This is a genomic window from Streptomyces sp. NPDC057682, from assembly GCF_042799575.1.
Classification (GTDB): domain Bacteria; phylum Actinomycetota; class Actinomycetes; order Streptomycetales; family Streptomycetaceae; genus Streptomyces.
On the sequence record NZ_JBHVIN010000001.1, the window covers coordinates 1 to 15,475 of the forward strand.

The 15,475-nt window shown below is 71.8% G+C and carries 14 protein-coding genes and 1 pseudogene; 5 read left to right on the plus strand and 10 right to left on the minus strand.

Going from position 1 to position 15,475, the window contains the following annotated elements; all coding sequences use genetic code 11:
* From ACFVDM_RS00005 to ACFVDM_RS00015, 3 genes and pseudogenes are all read left to right on the plus strand, one after another.
* A pseudogene (locus ACFVDM_RS00005) lies at positions 1 to 224 on the plus strand (ABC transporter); the annotation flags it as partial.
* Entirely contained in the window at positions 221 to 1,012 is a 792-nt protein-coding gene (locus ACFVDM_RS00010; protein ID WP_383630610.1) for an ABC transporter permease, read from the plus strand. The pseudogene ACFVDM_RS00005 and the gene ACFVDM_RS00010, both read left to right, overlap by 4 nt.
* Before the next feature lie 320 nt (positions 1,013 to 1,332).
* Complete coding sequence (locus ACFVDM_RS00015; RefSeq protein ID WP_383630613.1) at positions 1,333 to 2,127, plus strand: SGNH/GDSL hydrolase family protein; 795 nt, start codon at positions 1,333 to 1,335, stop codon at positions 2,125 to 2,127.
* A 58-nt stretch (positions 2,128 to 2,185) separates the two neighbouring features.
* Here ACFVDM_RS00015 and ACFVDM_RS00020 read toward each other — a convergent pair whose 3' ends face one another.
* Positions 2,186 to 2,575, minus strand: coding sequence for a nuclear transport factor 2 family protein (locus tag ACFVDM_RS00020; RefSeq protein ID WP_383630615.1), 390 nt, complete (start codon positions 2,573 to 2,575; stop codon positions 2,186 to 2,188).
* Positions 2,576 to 2,666: 91 nt separating this feature from the next.
* Positions 2,667 to 3,503: a class I SAM-dependent methyltransferase gene (locus tag ACFVDM_RS00025; RefSeq protein WP_383630618.1), complete on the minus strand. Its 837-nt coding sequence runs from the start codon at positions 3,501 to 3,503 to the stop codon at positions 2,667 to 2,669.
* Positions 3,504 to 3,565: 62 nt separating this feature from the next.
* Between ACFVDM_RS00025 and ACFVDM_RS00030 the strand changes: the two genes are divergently transcribed.
* Positions 3,566 to 5,410, plus strand: a complete 1,845-nt coding sequence (locus ACFVDM_RS00030; protein ID WP_383630621.1) for a S9 family peptidase — start codon at positions 3,566 to 3,568, stop codon at positions 5,408 to 5,410.
* Between the two features lie 134 nt (positions 5,411 to 5,544).
* Positions 5,545 to 6,417, plus strand: a complete 873-nt coding sequence (locus ACFVDM_RS00035; RefSeq protein WP_383630624.1) for an SURF1 family protein — start codon at positions 5,545 to 5,547, stop codon at positions 6,415 to 6,417.
* Between the two features lie 166 nt (positions 6,418 to 6,583).
* Here ACFVDM_RS00035 and ACFVDM_RS00040 read toward each other — a convergent pair whose 3' ends face one another.
* From ACFVDM_RS00040 to ACFVDM_RS00075, 8 genes are all read right to left on the minus strand, one after another.
* Complete coding sequence (locus tag ACFVDM_RS00040) at positions 6,584 to 7,714, minus strand: hypothetical protein (RefSeq protein WP_383630627.1); 1,131 nt, start codon at positions 7,712 to 7,714, stop codon at positions 6,584 to 6,586.
* Positions 7,715 to 7,809: 95 nt separating this feature from the next.
* Positions 7,810 to 8,385: a SigE family RNA polymerase sigma factor gene (locus tag ACFVDM_RS00045; protein ID WP_383632070.1), complete on the minus strand. Its 576-nt coding sequence runs from the start codon at positions 8,383 to 8,385 to the stop codon at positions 7,810 to 7,812.
* A gap of 359 nt (positions 8,386 to 8,744) precedes the next feature.
* The gene (locus tag ACFVDM_RS00050; RefSeq protein ID WP_383630630.1) at positions 8,745 to 9,809 is read right to left on the minus strand and encodes an aspartate-semialdehyde dehydrogenase; all 1,065 of its coding nucleotides are present in this window, start codon (positions 9,807 to 9,809) and stop codon (positions 8,745 to 8,747) included.
* Positions 9,806 to 11,077, minus strand: a complete 1,272-nt coding sequence (locus ACFVDM_RS00055) for an aspartate kinase (RefSeq protein ID WP_383630633.1) — start codon at positions 11,075 to 11,077, stop codon at positions 9,806 to 9,808. Before ACFVDM_RS00055 ends, ACFVDM_RS00050 begins: the two co-directional genes overlap by 4 nt.
* Before the next feature lie 216 nt (positions 11,078 to 11,293).
* Positions 11,294 to 13,375 carry a LamG-like jellyroll fold domain-containing protein gene (locus ACFVDM_RS00060; protein ID WP_383630636.1) on the minus strand — a complete coding sequence of 694 codons (2,082 nt, stop codon included), beginning with the start codon at positions 13,373 to 13,375 and terminating at the stop codon, positions 11,294 to 11,296.
* 156 nt (positions 13,376 to 13,531) lie between these two features.
* Positions 13,532 to 14,191, minus strand: a complete 660-nt coding sequence (locus tag ACFVDM_RS00065; RefSeq protein ID WP_383630639.1) for a DUF5063 domain-containing protein — start codon at positions 14,189 to 14,191, stop codon at positions 13,532 to 13,534.
* Between the two features lie 104 nt (positions 14,192 to 14,295).
* Positions 14,296 to 14,895, minus strand: a complete 600-nt coding sequence (gene recR, locus ACFVDM_RS00070) for a recombination mediator RecR (protein ID WP_383630642.1) — start codon at positions 14,893 to 14,895, stop codon at positions 14,296 to 14,298.
* Positions 14,896 to 14,974: 79 nt separating this feature from the next.
* Positions 14,975 to 15,310 carry a YbaB/EbfC family nucleoid-associated protein gene (locus tag ACFVDM_RS00075; protein WP_148022075.1) on the minus strand — a complete coding sequence of 112 codons (336 nt, stop codon included), beginning with the start codon at positions 15,308 to 15,310 and terminating at the stop codon, positions 14,975 to 14,977.
* Positions 15,311 to 15,475: the final 165 nt, after the last annotated feature.

Consider the following 15,475-nt stretch of genomic DNA (forward strand, 5'->3'; position numbering starts at 1 on the left):
ACGCCACCCCCCACGACGACACCCTCGCCCTCACCCTCCCCAGCGACGGCAGCCAACACGCCCTGCGCACCCTCCTCGACCGCCTCGACACCCACGGCATCGAAGCCGACGAACTCACCGTCCACACCCCCGACCTCGACGACGTCTTCTTCGCCCTCACCGCACACGACGACACCACCGAAACCACCACACCCGCCACGCCCGTGAAGGAGACCACCCGATGAGCACCCTCACCCACGCCGTCCGCGACTCCACCACCATGCTCCGCCGCAACCTCCTCCACGCCCGCCGCTACCCCTCCCTCACCCTCAACCTCCTCCTCACCCCGATCATGCTGCTCCTCCTCTTCGTCTACATCTTCGGAGACGCCATGAGCGGCGGGATCGACGGCGGAGGGGCGGACCGCGCCCGGTACATCGCGTATCTGGTGCCCGGGGTGCTGCTCATGACGATCGGCTCCACCACCGTCGGCACCGCGGTCTCGGTCTCCAACGACATGACCGAGGGGATCATCGCCCGCTTCCGCACGATGGCGATCCACCGCGGTTCGGTCCTCGTCGGGCATGTCGTCGGCAGCGTCCTCCAGTGCGTCGCGAGCGTGGTCCTCGTGGGCGCGGTCGGCGTCGCCATCGGCTTCCGCTCCACGGACGCGACGGCGCTGGAGTGGCTGGCCGCCTTCGGCCTCCTGGTCCTCTTCGCGACCGCGTTCACCTGGATCGCCGTGGGCATGGGCCTCATCAGCCCCAACGCGGAGGCCGCCAGCAACAACGCGCTCCCGATGATCCTGCTCCCGCTCCTCTCCAGCGCCTTCGTCCCGCTCGACTCCATGCCCGGCTGGTTCCGGCCCATCGCCGAGTACCAGCCCTTCACCCCCGCGATCGAGACCCTCCGCGGACTCCTCCTCGGCACCGAGATCGGCAACAGCGGCTGGATCGCCCTCGGCTGGTGCGTCGCCCTGGCCGTGCTCGGCTATCTGTGGGCCACCGCGAGGTTCGACAGCGAAGCGGCGTAACCCCGCCTCCGTCCACCGAAGGGCGGCGCCCCCGACACCGGTCGGGGCCGCCGCCCTTTCGGCGTGCCGAAGCCCCTGCCGCGCGCCGCGCGACCCCCGCGAGGCGGCCTGCGAAGTGGTCTGCCCCATAGCCGTCCCTCCTTTGTTTCACAGGGAGTTCATGGGTTGTCTACGCGCGGAGCTACGGGCCCCGAACGATCATTCGGGCAATTCCGGCAGCTTCTCGTCTGCCTATTACCGACTGGTACCCGAAGCTGCTACAACAGGTGACGCTCACTCAACCCCCCACCCACCCCCCACACTTCGGAGGGCTGACAGCTATGTCAGTACGGAGATTCTGGGCGTCCGCATCCACTCTGCTCCTCGCCGCCGCGGCCGCCCTGGGCATGGCCCAGCCGGCCTCGGCCGCCACCGGCGGGTACGTCGCCCTGGGCGACTCGTACTCGTCCGGCGTCGGCGCCGGAAGCTATCTGTCCGACAGCGGCGACTGCCGTCGCAGCACCAACGCCTACCCCTACCTCTGGGCGAAGGCGAACTCCCCGTCCTCGTTCGCCTTCGTCGCCTGTTCCGGTGCCACCACCAGCACGGTGGCCGGCGGCCAGCTCGGCGCGCTCAGCTCGTCCACCTCGCTGGTGAGCGTCACCGCGGGCGGCAATGACGTCGGCTTCGCCGATGTCATGCAGGACTGCGTGCTGTCCGGCGAGGCCACCTGCATCGCGAGCGTGAACACCGCCGTGGGCAAGATCAACAGCACCCTGCCCTCCCGGCTCGGCTCGCTCTACTCGTCCATCCACGCCAAAGCGCCCTCGGCGCGCGTCGTGGTGCTGGGCTACCCGCGCTTCTACAAGATCGGAGGCAGCTGCCTCCTCGGTCTCTCGGACAAGTCGCGCACGGCCATCAACAACGCCTCCGACGTCCTGAACGGCGTCATCGCCAAGCAGGCGGCCAACGCCGGCTTCACCTTCTCGGGTGTCGCCGACGAGTTCACCGGGCACGAGCTGTGCTCCGGTGACCCGTGGCTGCACAGCGTCTCGATCCCGGTCTACAACTCGTACCACCCCAAGGCCATCGGCCAGTCGAACGGCTACCTCCCCGCCTTCCGCTCGGCCGCATAGCCCGCTGGGGCCCCGGGCCGTCGTCGCCGTGCTCTCGGCGACGACGGCCTCCCGCGTGTCAGTACCGCTCCACCAGATGCGCGCGCCCGGCCGGGGGCTCGTACGGCTCCGGCCAGAAGTCGGTGACCGCGCTGATCCGGCCCTCGGCGTCGAAGGTGAAGAAGTGCACCGCGTGCGCCTCCTCGCCGTCGACGACGAATCTCGTCCGCGCGGCGGCCTGCAGCTCCTCCGCGTCGGCCACGACACGCACGACGCTCGCCCGCCAGTCCCCCGGATACTCCCGGTTGAACTGCACGTACCGCTCCTTGCCGCGGATGCGCTCGCGGCTCTGCGGCAGCTCGTACACCACGTCGTCGGCGAGCGTCGCGGCGAAGTCGTCCCAGTCGCGCAGGTCGGCCGCGGTCCAGTAACGCTCGACCGTGGCACGCAGATCAGCATTCGTGGTCATGGTTCCGAGTGTGGACCCCGCCACTGACAATCGGTCCGGGCTCCCGGTTCCCGCCCCGGGGACCGGCCGGATGTGCCAACCGTCCGGGGTCTCAGGGCCGGCCCGGTCGCGACGCCTTGAGCGAGTACATGAGCGGAATCCTCGGACGCTCCTCCGGAAAGCGGTAGAAGCCGTCCGGGTAGCGCTCCAGGACCGGGAAGCGGGCGAAGAGCGAGGCGTCGTGCTCGTGCAGGAACTCGATGCGCAGGCCCGCCGCCGCCAGCGCGGAGACCACGCTGCCGACCGGGTGCTGCCACTCGACGCTGCGGTTGTGGACGGTCGCCGCGTCGAAGTCCGCGTACGTGCCCGGCGTCTCGTCCACCCAGGCCTCGCGGCTGAAGTAGTCGTGCACGACGCGCGACCCCGTCGCGTCGTCGAGGCAGTCCGTCATCGGATGGAACTCCGCCAGGTACAGGAACCCGCCGGGCGCGACGAGCGAGGCGGCCGTGTCGGCCCAGCGCTCGATGTCGGGCAGCCAGTTCAGCGCACCGACCCCCGTGTAGACGATGTCGTACGCGGAGTCCGGCACGGCCTCGGCCGCGTCGTACACGTCGGCGGCGACGAACGCCGCCCGCTCCGGGCCGAGACCCAGGTCACCGGCGAGCGCGCGGGCGGTCTCGACGGCCGGTTCGGAGAAGTCCAGGCCGACCACCTGCGCCGCGCCGTGCCGGGCCCAGGACAGCGTGTCCACGCCGATGTGGCACTGCAGGTGCAGCAGCGTCCGCCCGGTGACGTCCCCGACCTCGGCCCGTTCGAACGGGCGCAGGGCGTCCTTGCCCGCCCGGAAGGCGGCGAGGTCGTAGAAGTCGCTGCCCGCGTGGATGGGCACGCGCTCGTCCCACAGGGCCCGGTTGGCCTCGCGCCAGTCGTCGGGTATCGGTCCATGCATGTCCGCGAGGTTATCCACAGGCTGAGGACGAGGCGAACGGATTGTCGGCCGTCCGGCGCAGAATGGGGGACATGACTGAGAGCAATGGTGCGACGACCGAGTCCGTCCCGGAGTGGGAGCGGCGCTTCCGCGCGCCTCGGGTGTCCCTGCCCGACTGGGCGCAGGACGCGCCGGACCGCTCCCTGTTCGTGTCCAACGCGACGGGGACGTACGAGCTGTACACATGGGACCGCTCGACGGGCGAGCAGCGCCGGATCACCGACCGGCCGAACGGGACGACGGACGGCGTGCTGACCCCCGACGGCGAGGCGGTGTGGTGGTTCAGCGACACCGACGGAGACGAGTTCGGGGTGTGGATGCGCCGGCCGTTCGGCGCGGGCAGCGAGGAGGACGTGGACGAGCCCGCGGCGCCCGGACTCGACCCCTCCTATCCGGCGGGGCTCGCGATCGGACGGGACGGGACGGCGGTGATCGGCCGTTCGACGGACGAGGACGGGTCGACGGTCCATGTCGTGCGCCCGGGGCAGGAGCCCGTGGAGATCTACCGGCACCGCGAGTCGGCCGGGGTCGGTGATCTGTCGTACGACGGGACGCTGATCGCGCTGGAGCACACCGAGCACGGGGACGCGATGCACTCCGCGCTGCGCGTGGTGCGTCCCGACGGCTCGACGGTCGCGGAGCTGGACGACACCGAGGGCGGCACGAAGGAGCTGGGGCTCAGTGTGCTGGGCTTCGCGCCCGTCGCCGGGGACCCCCGTCTGCTGGTCGGGCACCAGCGGCGGGGCCGCTGGGAGCCGATGATCTGGGATCCGGTGGCGGGCACGGAGACGGACCTGTCCATCGAGCTGCCGGGCGATGTGGGCGCCGAGTGGTACGCGGACGGCTCCGCGCTCCTCGTCGAGCACGACTTCGAGGCCCGCAGCGAGCTGTGGCGGTACGCCCCGGCCGCCGCCGGGGGGACGCTCGCCCGAGTGGAGACACCCGCCGGTTCGGTCTCGGGTGCCACGGCCCGGCCGGACGGCACCGTGGAGTATCTGTGGTCGTCGGCCGCCGAGCCGCCCGTGGTCCGATCCACGACGGGCGCGGTGGTCCTCGATCCGCCGGGGGCGAAGGCTCCCGCGTCGGTGCCGGTCGAGGACGTGTGGGTGGACGGACCGGGGGGCCGCGTCCACGCGCTGGTGCAGCGCCCGGCCACCGGTGAGGGCCCGTTCCCCACGGTCTTCGAGATCCACGGCGGACCGACCTGGCACGACAGCGACGCCTTCGCGGCCGGTCCCGCCGCCTGGGTGGACCACGGGTACGCGGTGGTGCGCGTCAACTACCGGGGCTCGACGGGATACGGACGGGCCTGGACGGACGCCCTCAAGCACCGGGTGGGTCTGATCGAGCTGGAGGACATCGCGGCGGTGCGCGGCTGGGCGGTGGAGTCGGGTCTCGCGGACCCGGCGAAGCTGGTCCTGGCCGGGGGCTCCTGGGGCGGCTATCTGACCCTGCTCGGCCTCGGCACCCAGCCCGACGCCTGGGCGGTGGGGCTGGCGGCGGTCCCGGTCGCGGACTACGTCACGGCGTACCACGACGAGATGGAGGCGCTGAAGGCGATGGACCGCACGCTGCTGGGCGGGACACCGGAGGAGGTGCCGGAGCGGTTCGAGGCCTCCTCACCCCTCACGTACGTCGACGCGGTGCGGGCCCCCGTCTACATCTCGGCGGGCGTCAACGATCCCCGCTGCCCCATCCAGCAGGTGGAGAACTACGTGGACCGGCTCAAGGGCCGCGACGCGGTGCACGAGGTCTACCGCTACGACGCCGGGCACGGCTCGCTCGTCGTGGAGGAGCGGATCAAGCAGGTGCGCCTGGAGCTGGACTTCGCGCGACGTCATCTGGGAGGTCCCGACGAGGGGGCGTGAGCGCGGGGTCCTCCTCCGCCCCGGGACGGAGAGGATCGAGGAGAGGTGTGTCCGGGGCGTAGGGGCCGTATAAACGGGCGGCGCGGGGGTGCCCCCGCGCCGGGGCGCCGGGGCGGGGACCGTACCGTGGAGGGGTGTACCGGTTCCTGCTGACCCCGCGCTGGTGGGGGATCAACGTCTTCGTCGTGCTGGCCATCCCGTTCTGCGTGTTCATGGGCACCTGGCAGCTCGGCCGCTTCGAGGACCGCGTGCAGACGCACGAGGCCGCCGAGAAGCGGCCCGATCCGGGCACGCGGGCCGCCGCTCCGCTCGACGAGCTGCTGCCCGTCGACACCGAGACCTCCGGCCGTCCGGCCACCGCGAGCGGACGGTACGCGGACCAGTTCGTGGTCCCCGGCCGGAAGCTGGACGACCGCGACGGCTTCTACGTCCTGGACATGCTCCGCACCGACAGCGGCAAGGCGCTGCCCGTGGTGCGCGGCTGGCTGCCCGGGAAGCCCGGGGAGACGGCGGTCCCGGACGCGCCCACCGGCCGGGTCACGGTCACCGGCGATCTCCAGGCCTCGGAGAACGCGGGCAGTACCGGGGTCGACGCCTCGGGCGGACTGCCCGAGGGCCAGGTCGGCATCATCGGCGCCGCGTCGCTGGTCAACCTGGTGCCGTACGACGTCTACGACGCCTGGGTGACGCTCCAGGACACCGGCGCCGGCCGGGGCGCGTCCGGGACCGCCGCCGACACCCCCTCGAAGGCGGGCGGCGGGCTGCGCCCCGTACCGGCCGCGGCGCCCCAGGGCACCGGGCTCGATCTGAAGGCGTTCCAGAACCTCGGCTACACGGGCGAGTGGTTCGTCTTCGCCGCGTTCGTGCTCTTCATGTGGTTCCGGCTGCTGCGGCGCGAGGCCGAGGCCGCCCGGGACGTGGCCCTGGGCCTGGTTCCCGACGCGGACGCGGAGCCGGAAACCGCGTCACCCGACGCACCGTCGGCGCCGGTCGGCGCGGAGCGCTGACGGGCCTTCCGTGCCCGCCCGGACCGCGGGCCGTGTGCGCGCGGAGCGCTGACAGGCCTTCCGTACCCGGACCGCGGGCCGTGTGCGCGCGGCCCGGCGGGACCGTCGGCCGGGTTCGTCCGGACCGCACTGACCGGACGAGGGGCCGCCCCACGGCAGCGCGGTTCTACGCGCCGGGTTCGAGGACGCCCGTGCGGTAGATCGTGCCCGCGCAGGCGTTGGGGATCTTCGCCTCGGCGACCGGGGCTCCCGGCTCCGGGGTGTGCTGCACGGAGACGCTGCCCGGGGCCGTGCTCGCCCCGTCCTCGCCGCCCAGCTGGGTGTCGGCACCCGATTCGCCGTCCCCGCTGCCCGTGCCCGCCGTGGACGAACCGGCCGCGACCCCGGTGCTGCCCGCGGCACCGTCCGTCGGCGTCGGCGACGGCGATCCACCCGAGGTCGGACAGGTCTCCTGGGGAATCCAGGCGAACTTCACCTCGTAGACCATGGTCGGCTTCAGGAGGATCGTGGACTCCTCCTCCGCCGGATCGGGCAGTCCGGAGGCGGGGTCGCCCTGGGTGTGGCGGACCACGACGATCTTGGCCGGGTCGGCGGCGCCGGCGGCCTGGAAGCCCACGGTCCCGCCGCTGCTGACCGAGCAGTTCGTACCGGAGACGTTGGCGATGCGGAAGCTCCCGTAGACCGTGCCGTCGGCCCCGGCCGCACCGGTCGTCGCGGAGGCGACGCCGAGCTGCTCGGGGGAACAGGCCGGCATCGCGGCCTCGGCGCTGGCGACGGGACCGTCCGCCGAACCGCCGTTCACCTCGCTGCCCGAGCCGGGCCCGCTGGTGTCGGTCGGGCTCGCCGTCCCGTCCGGGAGGCCCTGCCCGCTGGTCTGCTCGCCGCCACCGCCGCCGGAGCCTCCCCCGTTGCCGGTCTGCGCGCCGGCGTCCTCCCCGTTGCCGCCCTGCGCCTGCTCGCCGTGGCCGGCGATGGCGGGGTTGGCGGCGTTGGAGCCCTCGGAGTTGGCGACGTGGACGAAGGCGGGGACCGCCGTGCCGATGAGGAGGGCGGCGGCGGCCGCACCGACCAGGGCCTGGCGGCGGCGGGCCCGCCGGGCGGGCACCGCGCGGTGCAGCCGGTCGAGCGTGCCCTCACCCGGTTCGAGGCCCTGCACGGCGCCGCGCAGCATCCGGCGCAGCGCATCCTCGTCGAGGGAGTCCTCCCCGAACGGCGCGCCGGGCGCGCCGAATGCCGGGGTGTCCGGTTCCTCCCCGTCCCGGTCGGCGTGCGGGGTGTTCTCCGGCCCGTGGTTCACAGTTCCGTTTCCAGTCGGGTCTGTCCGGTGTCCGCGCAGGGGCCCCCGGCGGAACCGGCCTCCGCCCGTGTGCCCCTGCTCGTCGTGGTGGCGGTTCATGCCTGCGCCTCCATGACGACGCGCAGCGCCGCGATGCCGCGCGATCCGTAGGCCTTCACCGAGCCCAGGGAGATCCCCAGCGTCTCGGCGACCTGTGCCTCGGTCATGTCGGCGAAGTAGCGCAGCACCAGCACCTCGCGCTGGCGCCGCTGCAGTCCGCGCATCGCCTTGATCAGCGCGTCCCGCTCCAGCTGGTCGTACGCGCCCTCCTCGGCGCTCGCCATGTCCGGCATCGGCTTGGAGAGCAGCTTCAGCCCGAGGATGCGGCGGCGCAGGGCGGAGCGGGAGAGGTTGACGACGGTCTGGCGCAGATAGGCCAGGGTCTTCTCGGGCTCCCGCACCCGGTTGCGCGCCGAGTGCACGCGTATGAACGCCTCCTGCACGACGTCCTCGCAGGACGCCGTGTCGTCCAGCAGCAGGGCGGCGAGCCCGAGCAGCGAACGGTAGTGGGCGCGGTAGGTCTCGGTGAGATGGTCGACGGTGGTTCCGGCTGCCACGCTCTCGTCAGCGCCCTCGCGCTGCGACGGCAGTGCTGTCGGTCGGGCGGCCGGCATGGGCGCGATCACCGGCATGCCGCCGGACGCGCGGGGCCGTCCCAGCGGTCGCACCGCGGCGCCGCGCAGGGGGCCCACCACTGTGATATCGAGAACCTCTGCCACGCCAGTTGGACACGCTTCCCCCCGTCAGGGTTGTACGCATACGGCACCGCGTTTGACATCATGCGAAATGCCCTCATACGAACCCGTTCTTCCGCAAATACCCCGAACATGCGCCCCGCCGCGCAAGAAGTGACCGCTTAGACGCCTGTCGTCCGACCAGCGGTTGCAACAGACCGAAAGGTCATCGTCGGCCACCGCAACGCCCCAGCTCAAGAGGTTCAGACCAGCAACTTGCTCACAGGGCGTTCACAGAGCGTACAAAACAGGTTCGATCAGGACCGGGGAAATTCGGCGGCGACCGCTTCGGCGATCTGGGCGACGTTCAGCGCGGCCCCCTTGCGGAGGTTGTCGCCGCAGACGAACAGCTCCAGCGCCCTGGGATCGTCCTTCGAGCGGCGGACCCGGCCGACCCAGGTCGGGTCGGTGCCCACCACGTCGGACGGGGTGGGGAAGTCCCCCGCGCCCGGGGAGTCGTACAGCACGACACCCGGCGCGGTGGCCAGGATCTCGTGGGCCCGGTCGACCTCGACCTCGTTCTCGAAACGGGCGTGCACCGACATCGAGTGGGTGGCGATCACGGGGACGTACACACAGGTCGCCGAGACCCGCAGCTCCGGCAGGCCGAGGATCTTGCGGCACTCGTCGCGGATCGCCAGTTCCTCCGAGGACCAGCCGTCCCCGGCGTCCGTACCGGCCCAGGGGACGACGTTGAGGGCGACGGGGGCGGCGAAGGGGCTCTCGTCCCCGTCGCCCATGACCCGGCGGACATCGCCCGGCTTGGTGCCGAGTTCGGTCCCGGCCACGATCGCGAGCTGTTCGCGCAGCGCGGCGACGCCGTCACGCCCGGCTCCGCTCACGGCCTGGTACGAGGAGACGACCAGCTCGCGCAGCCCGAACTCGGCGTGCAGGGCGCCGACCGCGACGATCAGCGCCAGCGTGGTGCCGTTGGGGTTGGCGACGATGCCGCGCGGTCTGATCCGTACGGCATGGGGGTTGATCTCGGGAACGACGAGCGGGACGTCGTCCGCGATGCGGAAGGCGGCCGAGTCGTCGATCACGACGGCGCCCTTGGACGTGGCGACGCGGGCCCAGCGCGCGGACACCTCGTCGGGCACCAGGAACAGGGCCACGTCGATGCCGTCGAAGACGTCCTCGGTGAGTTCGAGGACCTCGGACTCCTCGCCGCGGACGACCAGCTTGCGGCCGGCCGAACGCGACGAGGCGACGAGTCTCACCTCGCCCCAGACATCCGCGTGCTGCGAGAGGATCTGGAGCATGACGCCACCGATCGCCCCGGTCGCACCGACGACCGCGAGCGAAGGGCGGCGTGCGGTCATCGGCCGGTGCCCCCGTACACGACGGCCTCGTCCGAGTCGCTGTCGAGTCCGAAGGCGGTGTGCACGGCGCGCACGGCCTCGTTGACGTCGTCGGCGCGGGTGACGACCGAGATACGGATCTCGGAGGTCGAGATCAGCTCGATGTTCACACCGACGTTGGACAGCGCCTCGAAGAAGCCCGCGGTGACCCCCGGGTTGGTCTTCATACCGGCGCCGACCAGGGAGATCTTCGCGATCTGGTCGTCGTAGCGCAGCGACTCGAAGCCGATGCCCGCCCGGTTGCGCTCCAGGGCGTCGATGGCCTTGCGGCCCTCCGACTTGGGCAGCGTGAACGTGATGTCGGTCAGTCCGGTCGCCGCGGCGGACACGTTCTGCACGACCATGTCCATGTTGATCTCGGCGTCCGCGATGGCGCGGAAGATCGCCGCCGCCTCGCCCGGCTTGTCGGGCACGCCGACGACCGTGACCTTGGCCTCGGAGACGTCATGGGCGACTCCGGAGATGATCGCGTGCTCCACCTTCTGGTCCCCTTGCGGCTCGTTGCTGACCCAGGTCCCGCGCAGTCCCGAGAAGGACGAGCGGACGTGGATCGGGATGTTGTAACGGCGTGCGTACTCGACGCACCGGTGCAGCAGCACCTTGGAGCCGGACGCGGCCAGCTCCAGCATGTCCTCGAAGGAGATCCAGTCGATCTTCTTCGCCTTCTTCACGACCCGGGGGTCCGCGGTGAAGACGCCGTCGACGTCGGTGTAGATCTCACAGACCTCGGCGTCCAGCGCGGCGGCCAGCGCGACGGCGGTCGTGTCCGACCCGCCGCGGCCGAGGGTGGTGATGTTCTTGCCCTCCTGGCTGACGCCCTGGAACCCGGCGACGATGGCGATGTTGCCCTCGTCGATCGAGGTCCGGATGCGGCCCGGCGTGACATCGATGATGCGCGCTTTGTTGTGGACCGAGTCGGTGATGACACCCGCCTGGCTGCCCGTGAACGACTGGGCCTCGTGGCCCAGGTTTTTGATCGCCATCGCCAGCAGGGCCATGGAGATCCGCTCTCCGGCGGTCAGCAGCATGTCGAACTCACGCCCGGCAGGCATCGGGGATACCTGCTCGGCGAGATCGATCAGCTCGTCCGTCGTGTCGCCCATCGCCGACACCACGACAACCACCTGGTTGCCGTTCTTCTTGGCGTCGACTACTCGCTTGGCGACCCGCTTGATGCCCTCGGCATCGGCTACGGAGGAGCCTCCGTACTTCTGCACGACAAGGCCCACGTGCGCTCCTCGCTCAATCCATTTATCGCGGTCGGCTCAGTCTAACGAGCAGCCCGGAAACGCCCTCCTGATACCACATGCTGAGATGTCCCGCTCAGAACGTGATCATCGGCGTGTCGCCCCGGACCGCTCGTACGAGCCTGCTGCCCGCCCACCGCCGGACCACTCCCCGGTGTGGCCCAGCCCACACGGGGCCGGGCCGCACCGGGAGCGGGATCAGCAGCTGAGGCAGGGCTCCGCGCCGGACCCGAGCTGGCCGAGGGAGACGACGCTCAGCGCCCCGGAGAAGACGTGCACCTCGTCGACCGATCCGTGCAGGTACTCGCCCCAGCCGTCGGCCGTGCGGCCGCGCCCCACCTGGAGGCCGCCGGTGCTCGTCCAGGCGGAGCGGAAGGAGGTCTCGGCCTTGGCGAAGCCGTCCACGTAGAGCGTGACCCGGTTCAGCTGCGCGTCGTGCACGACGGCGACGCGGTAGCCCCGGCCGCCGTCCGACCCGGGGGTCTTCCCCGTGATCACGGTCTCCTGCGCGCCAGGTGCGTCCCCGTGGCCCATCGCGAGCTCGAAGGACCGCGTCGCCGGCACGTAGCGGACCTTGAACGCGTCACCGTACGCACCGCCCTGCGAGAGGACCGTCATGGGCTCGTCCGCCCCCTCCGCGACGTGGACGACCGCACCGACGGTGAAGCTGTCGCGGGTGTCGACCACGGGACCGGCCGTGGCCGCGTGGCCGCCGGCCCCGTCGAGGTCCAGATGGCCCGCGCCGACGAGCGGAGCGGGTGCCGGAGAGGGCTCGCAGAACGGGTCGGACTCCGGCTCGCACGACGGGGCCGGACGGGTGTAGACCGAGGCGCCCGCGGCGAGGACCAGGGGCTCACCGCCGTGCGCCTCCGGGCTGAGACCGCCCGGTGCCGTCTCCAGCGCCCAGTGCCCCCGCTCCTGCGGGGTGCGACGGGCCAGCCGCGCCGTCTCGGCGGGAACGACCACCCGGTCGTACGCGCGGACGTCGCCGATCTCTCCCTGCCAGCGGTCCCGGTAACCCGCCTTGCCGCGGGCCCGGCCGATCTGGAAGTCGCCCGCCGCCGTCGCGGGCGTGGCCGCGGCGGCGGTGCCCGCCTCCTCGCCGTTGACGTACAGACGCGCCAGCCCGGTCTCGGCGTCGTACAGCCCGAGGACGTACGCCCACTCGCCGGCCTCGGGGCTGCCGCCCTCGACGCGCGTGCCACCCGTGCCGAAGGACCAGACCGGCTCACCGCTCGCCGTACGCACCCCCAGGGTGAATCCGGGGGCGGTGCCCGCGTCCTGGCTGACGGCCGTCATGTCGTGGTCCAGTGCCGCCGGACGCACCCAGCCGCCGACCGCGAACGTCCTGCCGGTGTCCACCACCGGCGCATCCGGCGTCAGGAAGCCGTGCCCGGTCCCGTCCAGCGTGGCCGTGGACGTCAGCGCGGTGCCCGAGGGCGCCGGGCCCCCGAAGGCGACGCCCGTCCCGGCACGGGCCACGGGGCCCGCCGTCGCCTCGGCCGTCCGGGAACCGGCCGGATCGGCCAGGGCCCACTGCCCGACGGGGGAACGGCCCTCCTTGACGTAGAAGGAGTAGCTGGTGGTCGCGCTGCGGCGGCCGGAGCGGTCGTTCGCGTACACCTCGATCCGGCTGGGCCCCGTCGACGTGGGGAGGAAGCGGATCTCCGCCGGACCGCCCGGTCGGTCGGCCTTTACCGTCGTGCGGGCACCGCCGAGAAAGCTGTACGTGTATCCGACGACGTCGTCGGAGGGGGAGTCAAAGCGGAAGGTGCCGTAGGACCCCACGCCGTCGGACCACACGGAGCCCTCGGGATACTCCGTCGAGCTGACCGCCGGCGGCTCCGGGTTCGTGTCGTCGATCACGAACTCGCAGGCCCCGCCACCGGCGTCGGCGGCGCTCCAGGGCGAAACGGCCTCGCCGTCGTCGGCCCGCACCCGCCAGGAGACGACCGTCCCCGCCGGAATGCCGGAGGGCAGCTGCCACGAGAACGTCGACCCCGAGGGAAGGGACACGGGAGAGCGGTAGGTGCGACGCTGCTCCACGCCATCGGCGTCCTGCCACCATGCCTCGAACTCACCGGAGACGACATTGCCCTCCGCGGGGAGGTCGTCCTCGACCGGGTCGTTCAGCACCGCGTTGGCCCGTGGGGACGCCGGCACGAACGGCCGGTCCTCTCCCGCTGCGCACGCCTCGGAATCGGTCGTCAGATCCGCCGCCGTCGGCTGAAGCGGCGGCAGGTTGTCCGCCGCGACGGCCGCCCCCGGTGCAGCCAGCACCAGAACCGCACCGGCCGACAGCGCGCCGAGCCAGCCGGTTCTCCCTCGACGCCTCGTTCTTTCCCACATGCCTGTGTGTCCCCTCCCCTTCACTGTCCGTGGTGATCACGGACAGCAGGGGACGCTAACAGGGGGAACCGACAGCGGGCACCTGGATTACTGCACCGGCCGCAGCCCCAGCGGACCCGCGATCTCCTCGGCCATGACGCGGCCGGCCTCCTCGGCCAGGGCGTCGTCGCCGGCGTCCTGGTCGGTGTCGAGGCCGTCGAGCTCCTGGAGGGGCTGGTTGAGGCGGATGTGGGCGATGAGGGACTGGAGGGCGCGAAGGGCGGCGGAGGCGGTGGAGCCCCAGTTGGAGAAGTAGGAGAACTGCCACCACCAGAGGGCCTCGGTGACGCGGTCCTCCTCGTAGTGGGCCAGGCCGTGGCGCAGATCGGTGACCAGGTCGGCCAGGTCGTCGGAGATCCGGGCGGCCACCGGGGCCTTGCGGGGCTCGTACGGGTCGAAGACCTCGGAGTAGACGTCGATCGGCTCCAGCAGGACGGCGAAGCGCTCGCGCAGGCCGTCCGCGTCCGGCTCGGCGCCCAGATCGGGCTCGTAGCGCTCGTCGGGAAGGATGTCCTCGTACGCGCCCAGCCGGCCGCCGGCCAGCAGGAGCTGGGAGATCTGGAGGAGCAGGACCGGGACGGCCTCCTCGGGCTCCTCGACCTTGGACACCTCCGTGACCGCGACGATGAACGTCTTGATCTGGTCGGCGATCTGGACGGCGAAGTCGTCGGGGTCCTGGGTGACGGTGTCGAGCGTGGCGTCAGACATCGAGGAGACCTCCCGTGGGCACGGTCGCGGACGGTGGGAAGCAGTTGACTACGCAGACCGTAAAACCGCGGTGAGGCCACCGGGCGACGGTGCGGCGACGGGGGTCAGACATCGAGGAGACGCCTCCCCTCGAAGGCGCGGCCGAGGGTGACCTCGTCCGCGTACTCCAGGTCCCCGCCGACCGGAAGACCGCTGGCCAGCCGGGTGACGCGCAGCCCCATCGGCTTGACCATCCGCGCCAGGTACGTCGCGGTGGCCTCGCCCTCCAGATTGGGGTCCGTCGCCAGGATCAGTTCGGTGATGGAGCCGTCGGCGAGACGGGCCAGCAGCTCGCGGATGCGCAGATCGTCCGGGCCGACGCCCTCGATCGGGCTGATCGCCCCGCCCAGGACGTGGTAGCGCCCCCGGAACTCACGGGTCCGCTCGATCGCCACGACGTCCTTCGGCTCCTCGACCACACAGATGACCGTGCGGTCGCGGCGCGGATCGCGGCAGATGTTGCACTCCTCCTGCTGGGCCACGTTGCCGCAGACCGCGCAGAAGCGGACCTTGTCCTTGACCTCCAGCAGCGCCTGGGCCAGCCGGCGCACATCGGTCGGCTCCGCCTGCAGGACGTGGAAGGCGATCCGCTGCGCGCTCTTGGGACCGACGCCGGGCAGCCTGCCCAGCTCGTCGATGAGGTCCTGAACCACGCCTTCGTACAACGGATCGCCTTTCGTGCCGGCTCGGCCGGGTCGTGGTACGTACCGTAGGGGGTACGTACGGTCTTGGGTACGGACTCGGTCAGAAGGGGAGGCCGGGCATGCCGCCCAGGCCCTGGGTCAGCGGGCCCAGCTTCTGCTGCTGGAGCTGCTGGGCGTTCTCGTTCGCCGCCTGGACCGCCGCGACGACGAGATCGGCGAGCGTCTCGGTGTCCTCCGGGTCGACCGCCTTCGGGTCGATCACCAGGCCGCGCAGCTCGCCGGAGCCGTTGACCGTCGCCTTCACCAGGCCGCCGCCCGCCTGGCCGTCCACCTCGGTCCTGGCCAGTTCCTCCTGCGCCTGGGCGAGGTCCTGCTGCATCTTCTGGGCCTGCTGAAGGAGCTGCTGCATATTGGGCTGACCGCCACCGGGAATCACGGGTCACTCCAGGCATTTCGACGACAAATGTTTCGGTACGCCGAGCCTACGTGGTCCCCGGGCGGCGCGCCCCACCCACTGGCGGGCAACTCTTTCGAGTGAGTTCGGGTGGGCGGTGGCGGGACTCCTATACCTGACCAGAGGCCCGGCGCACCCGGGAATACC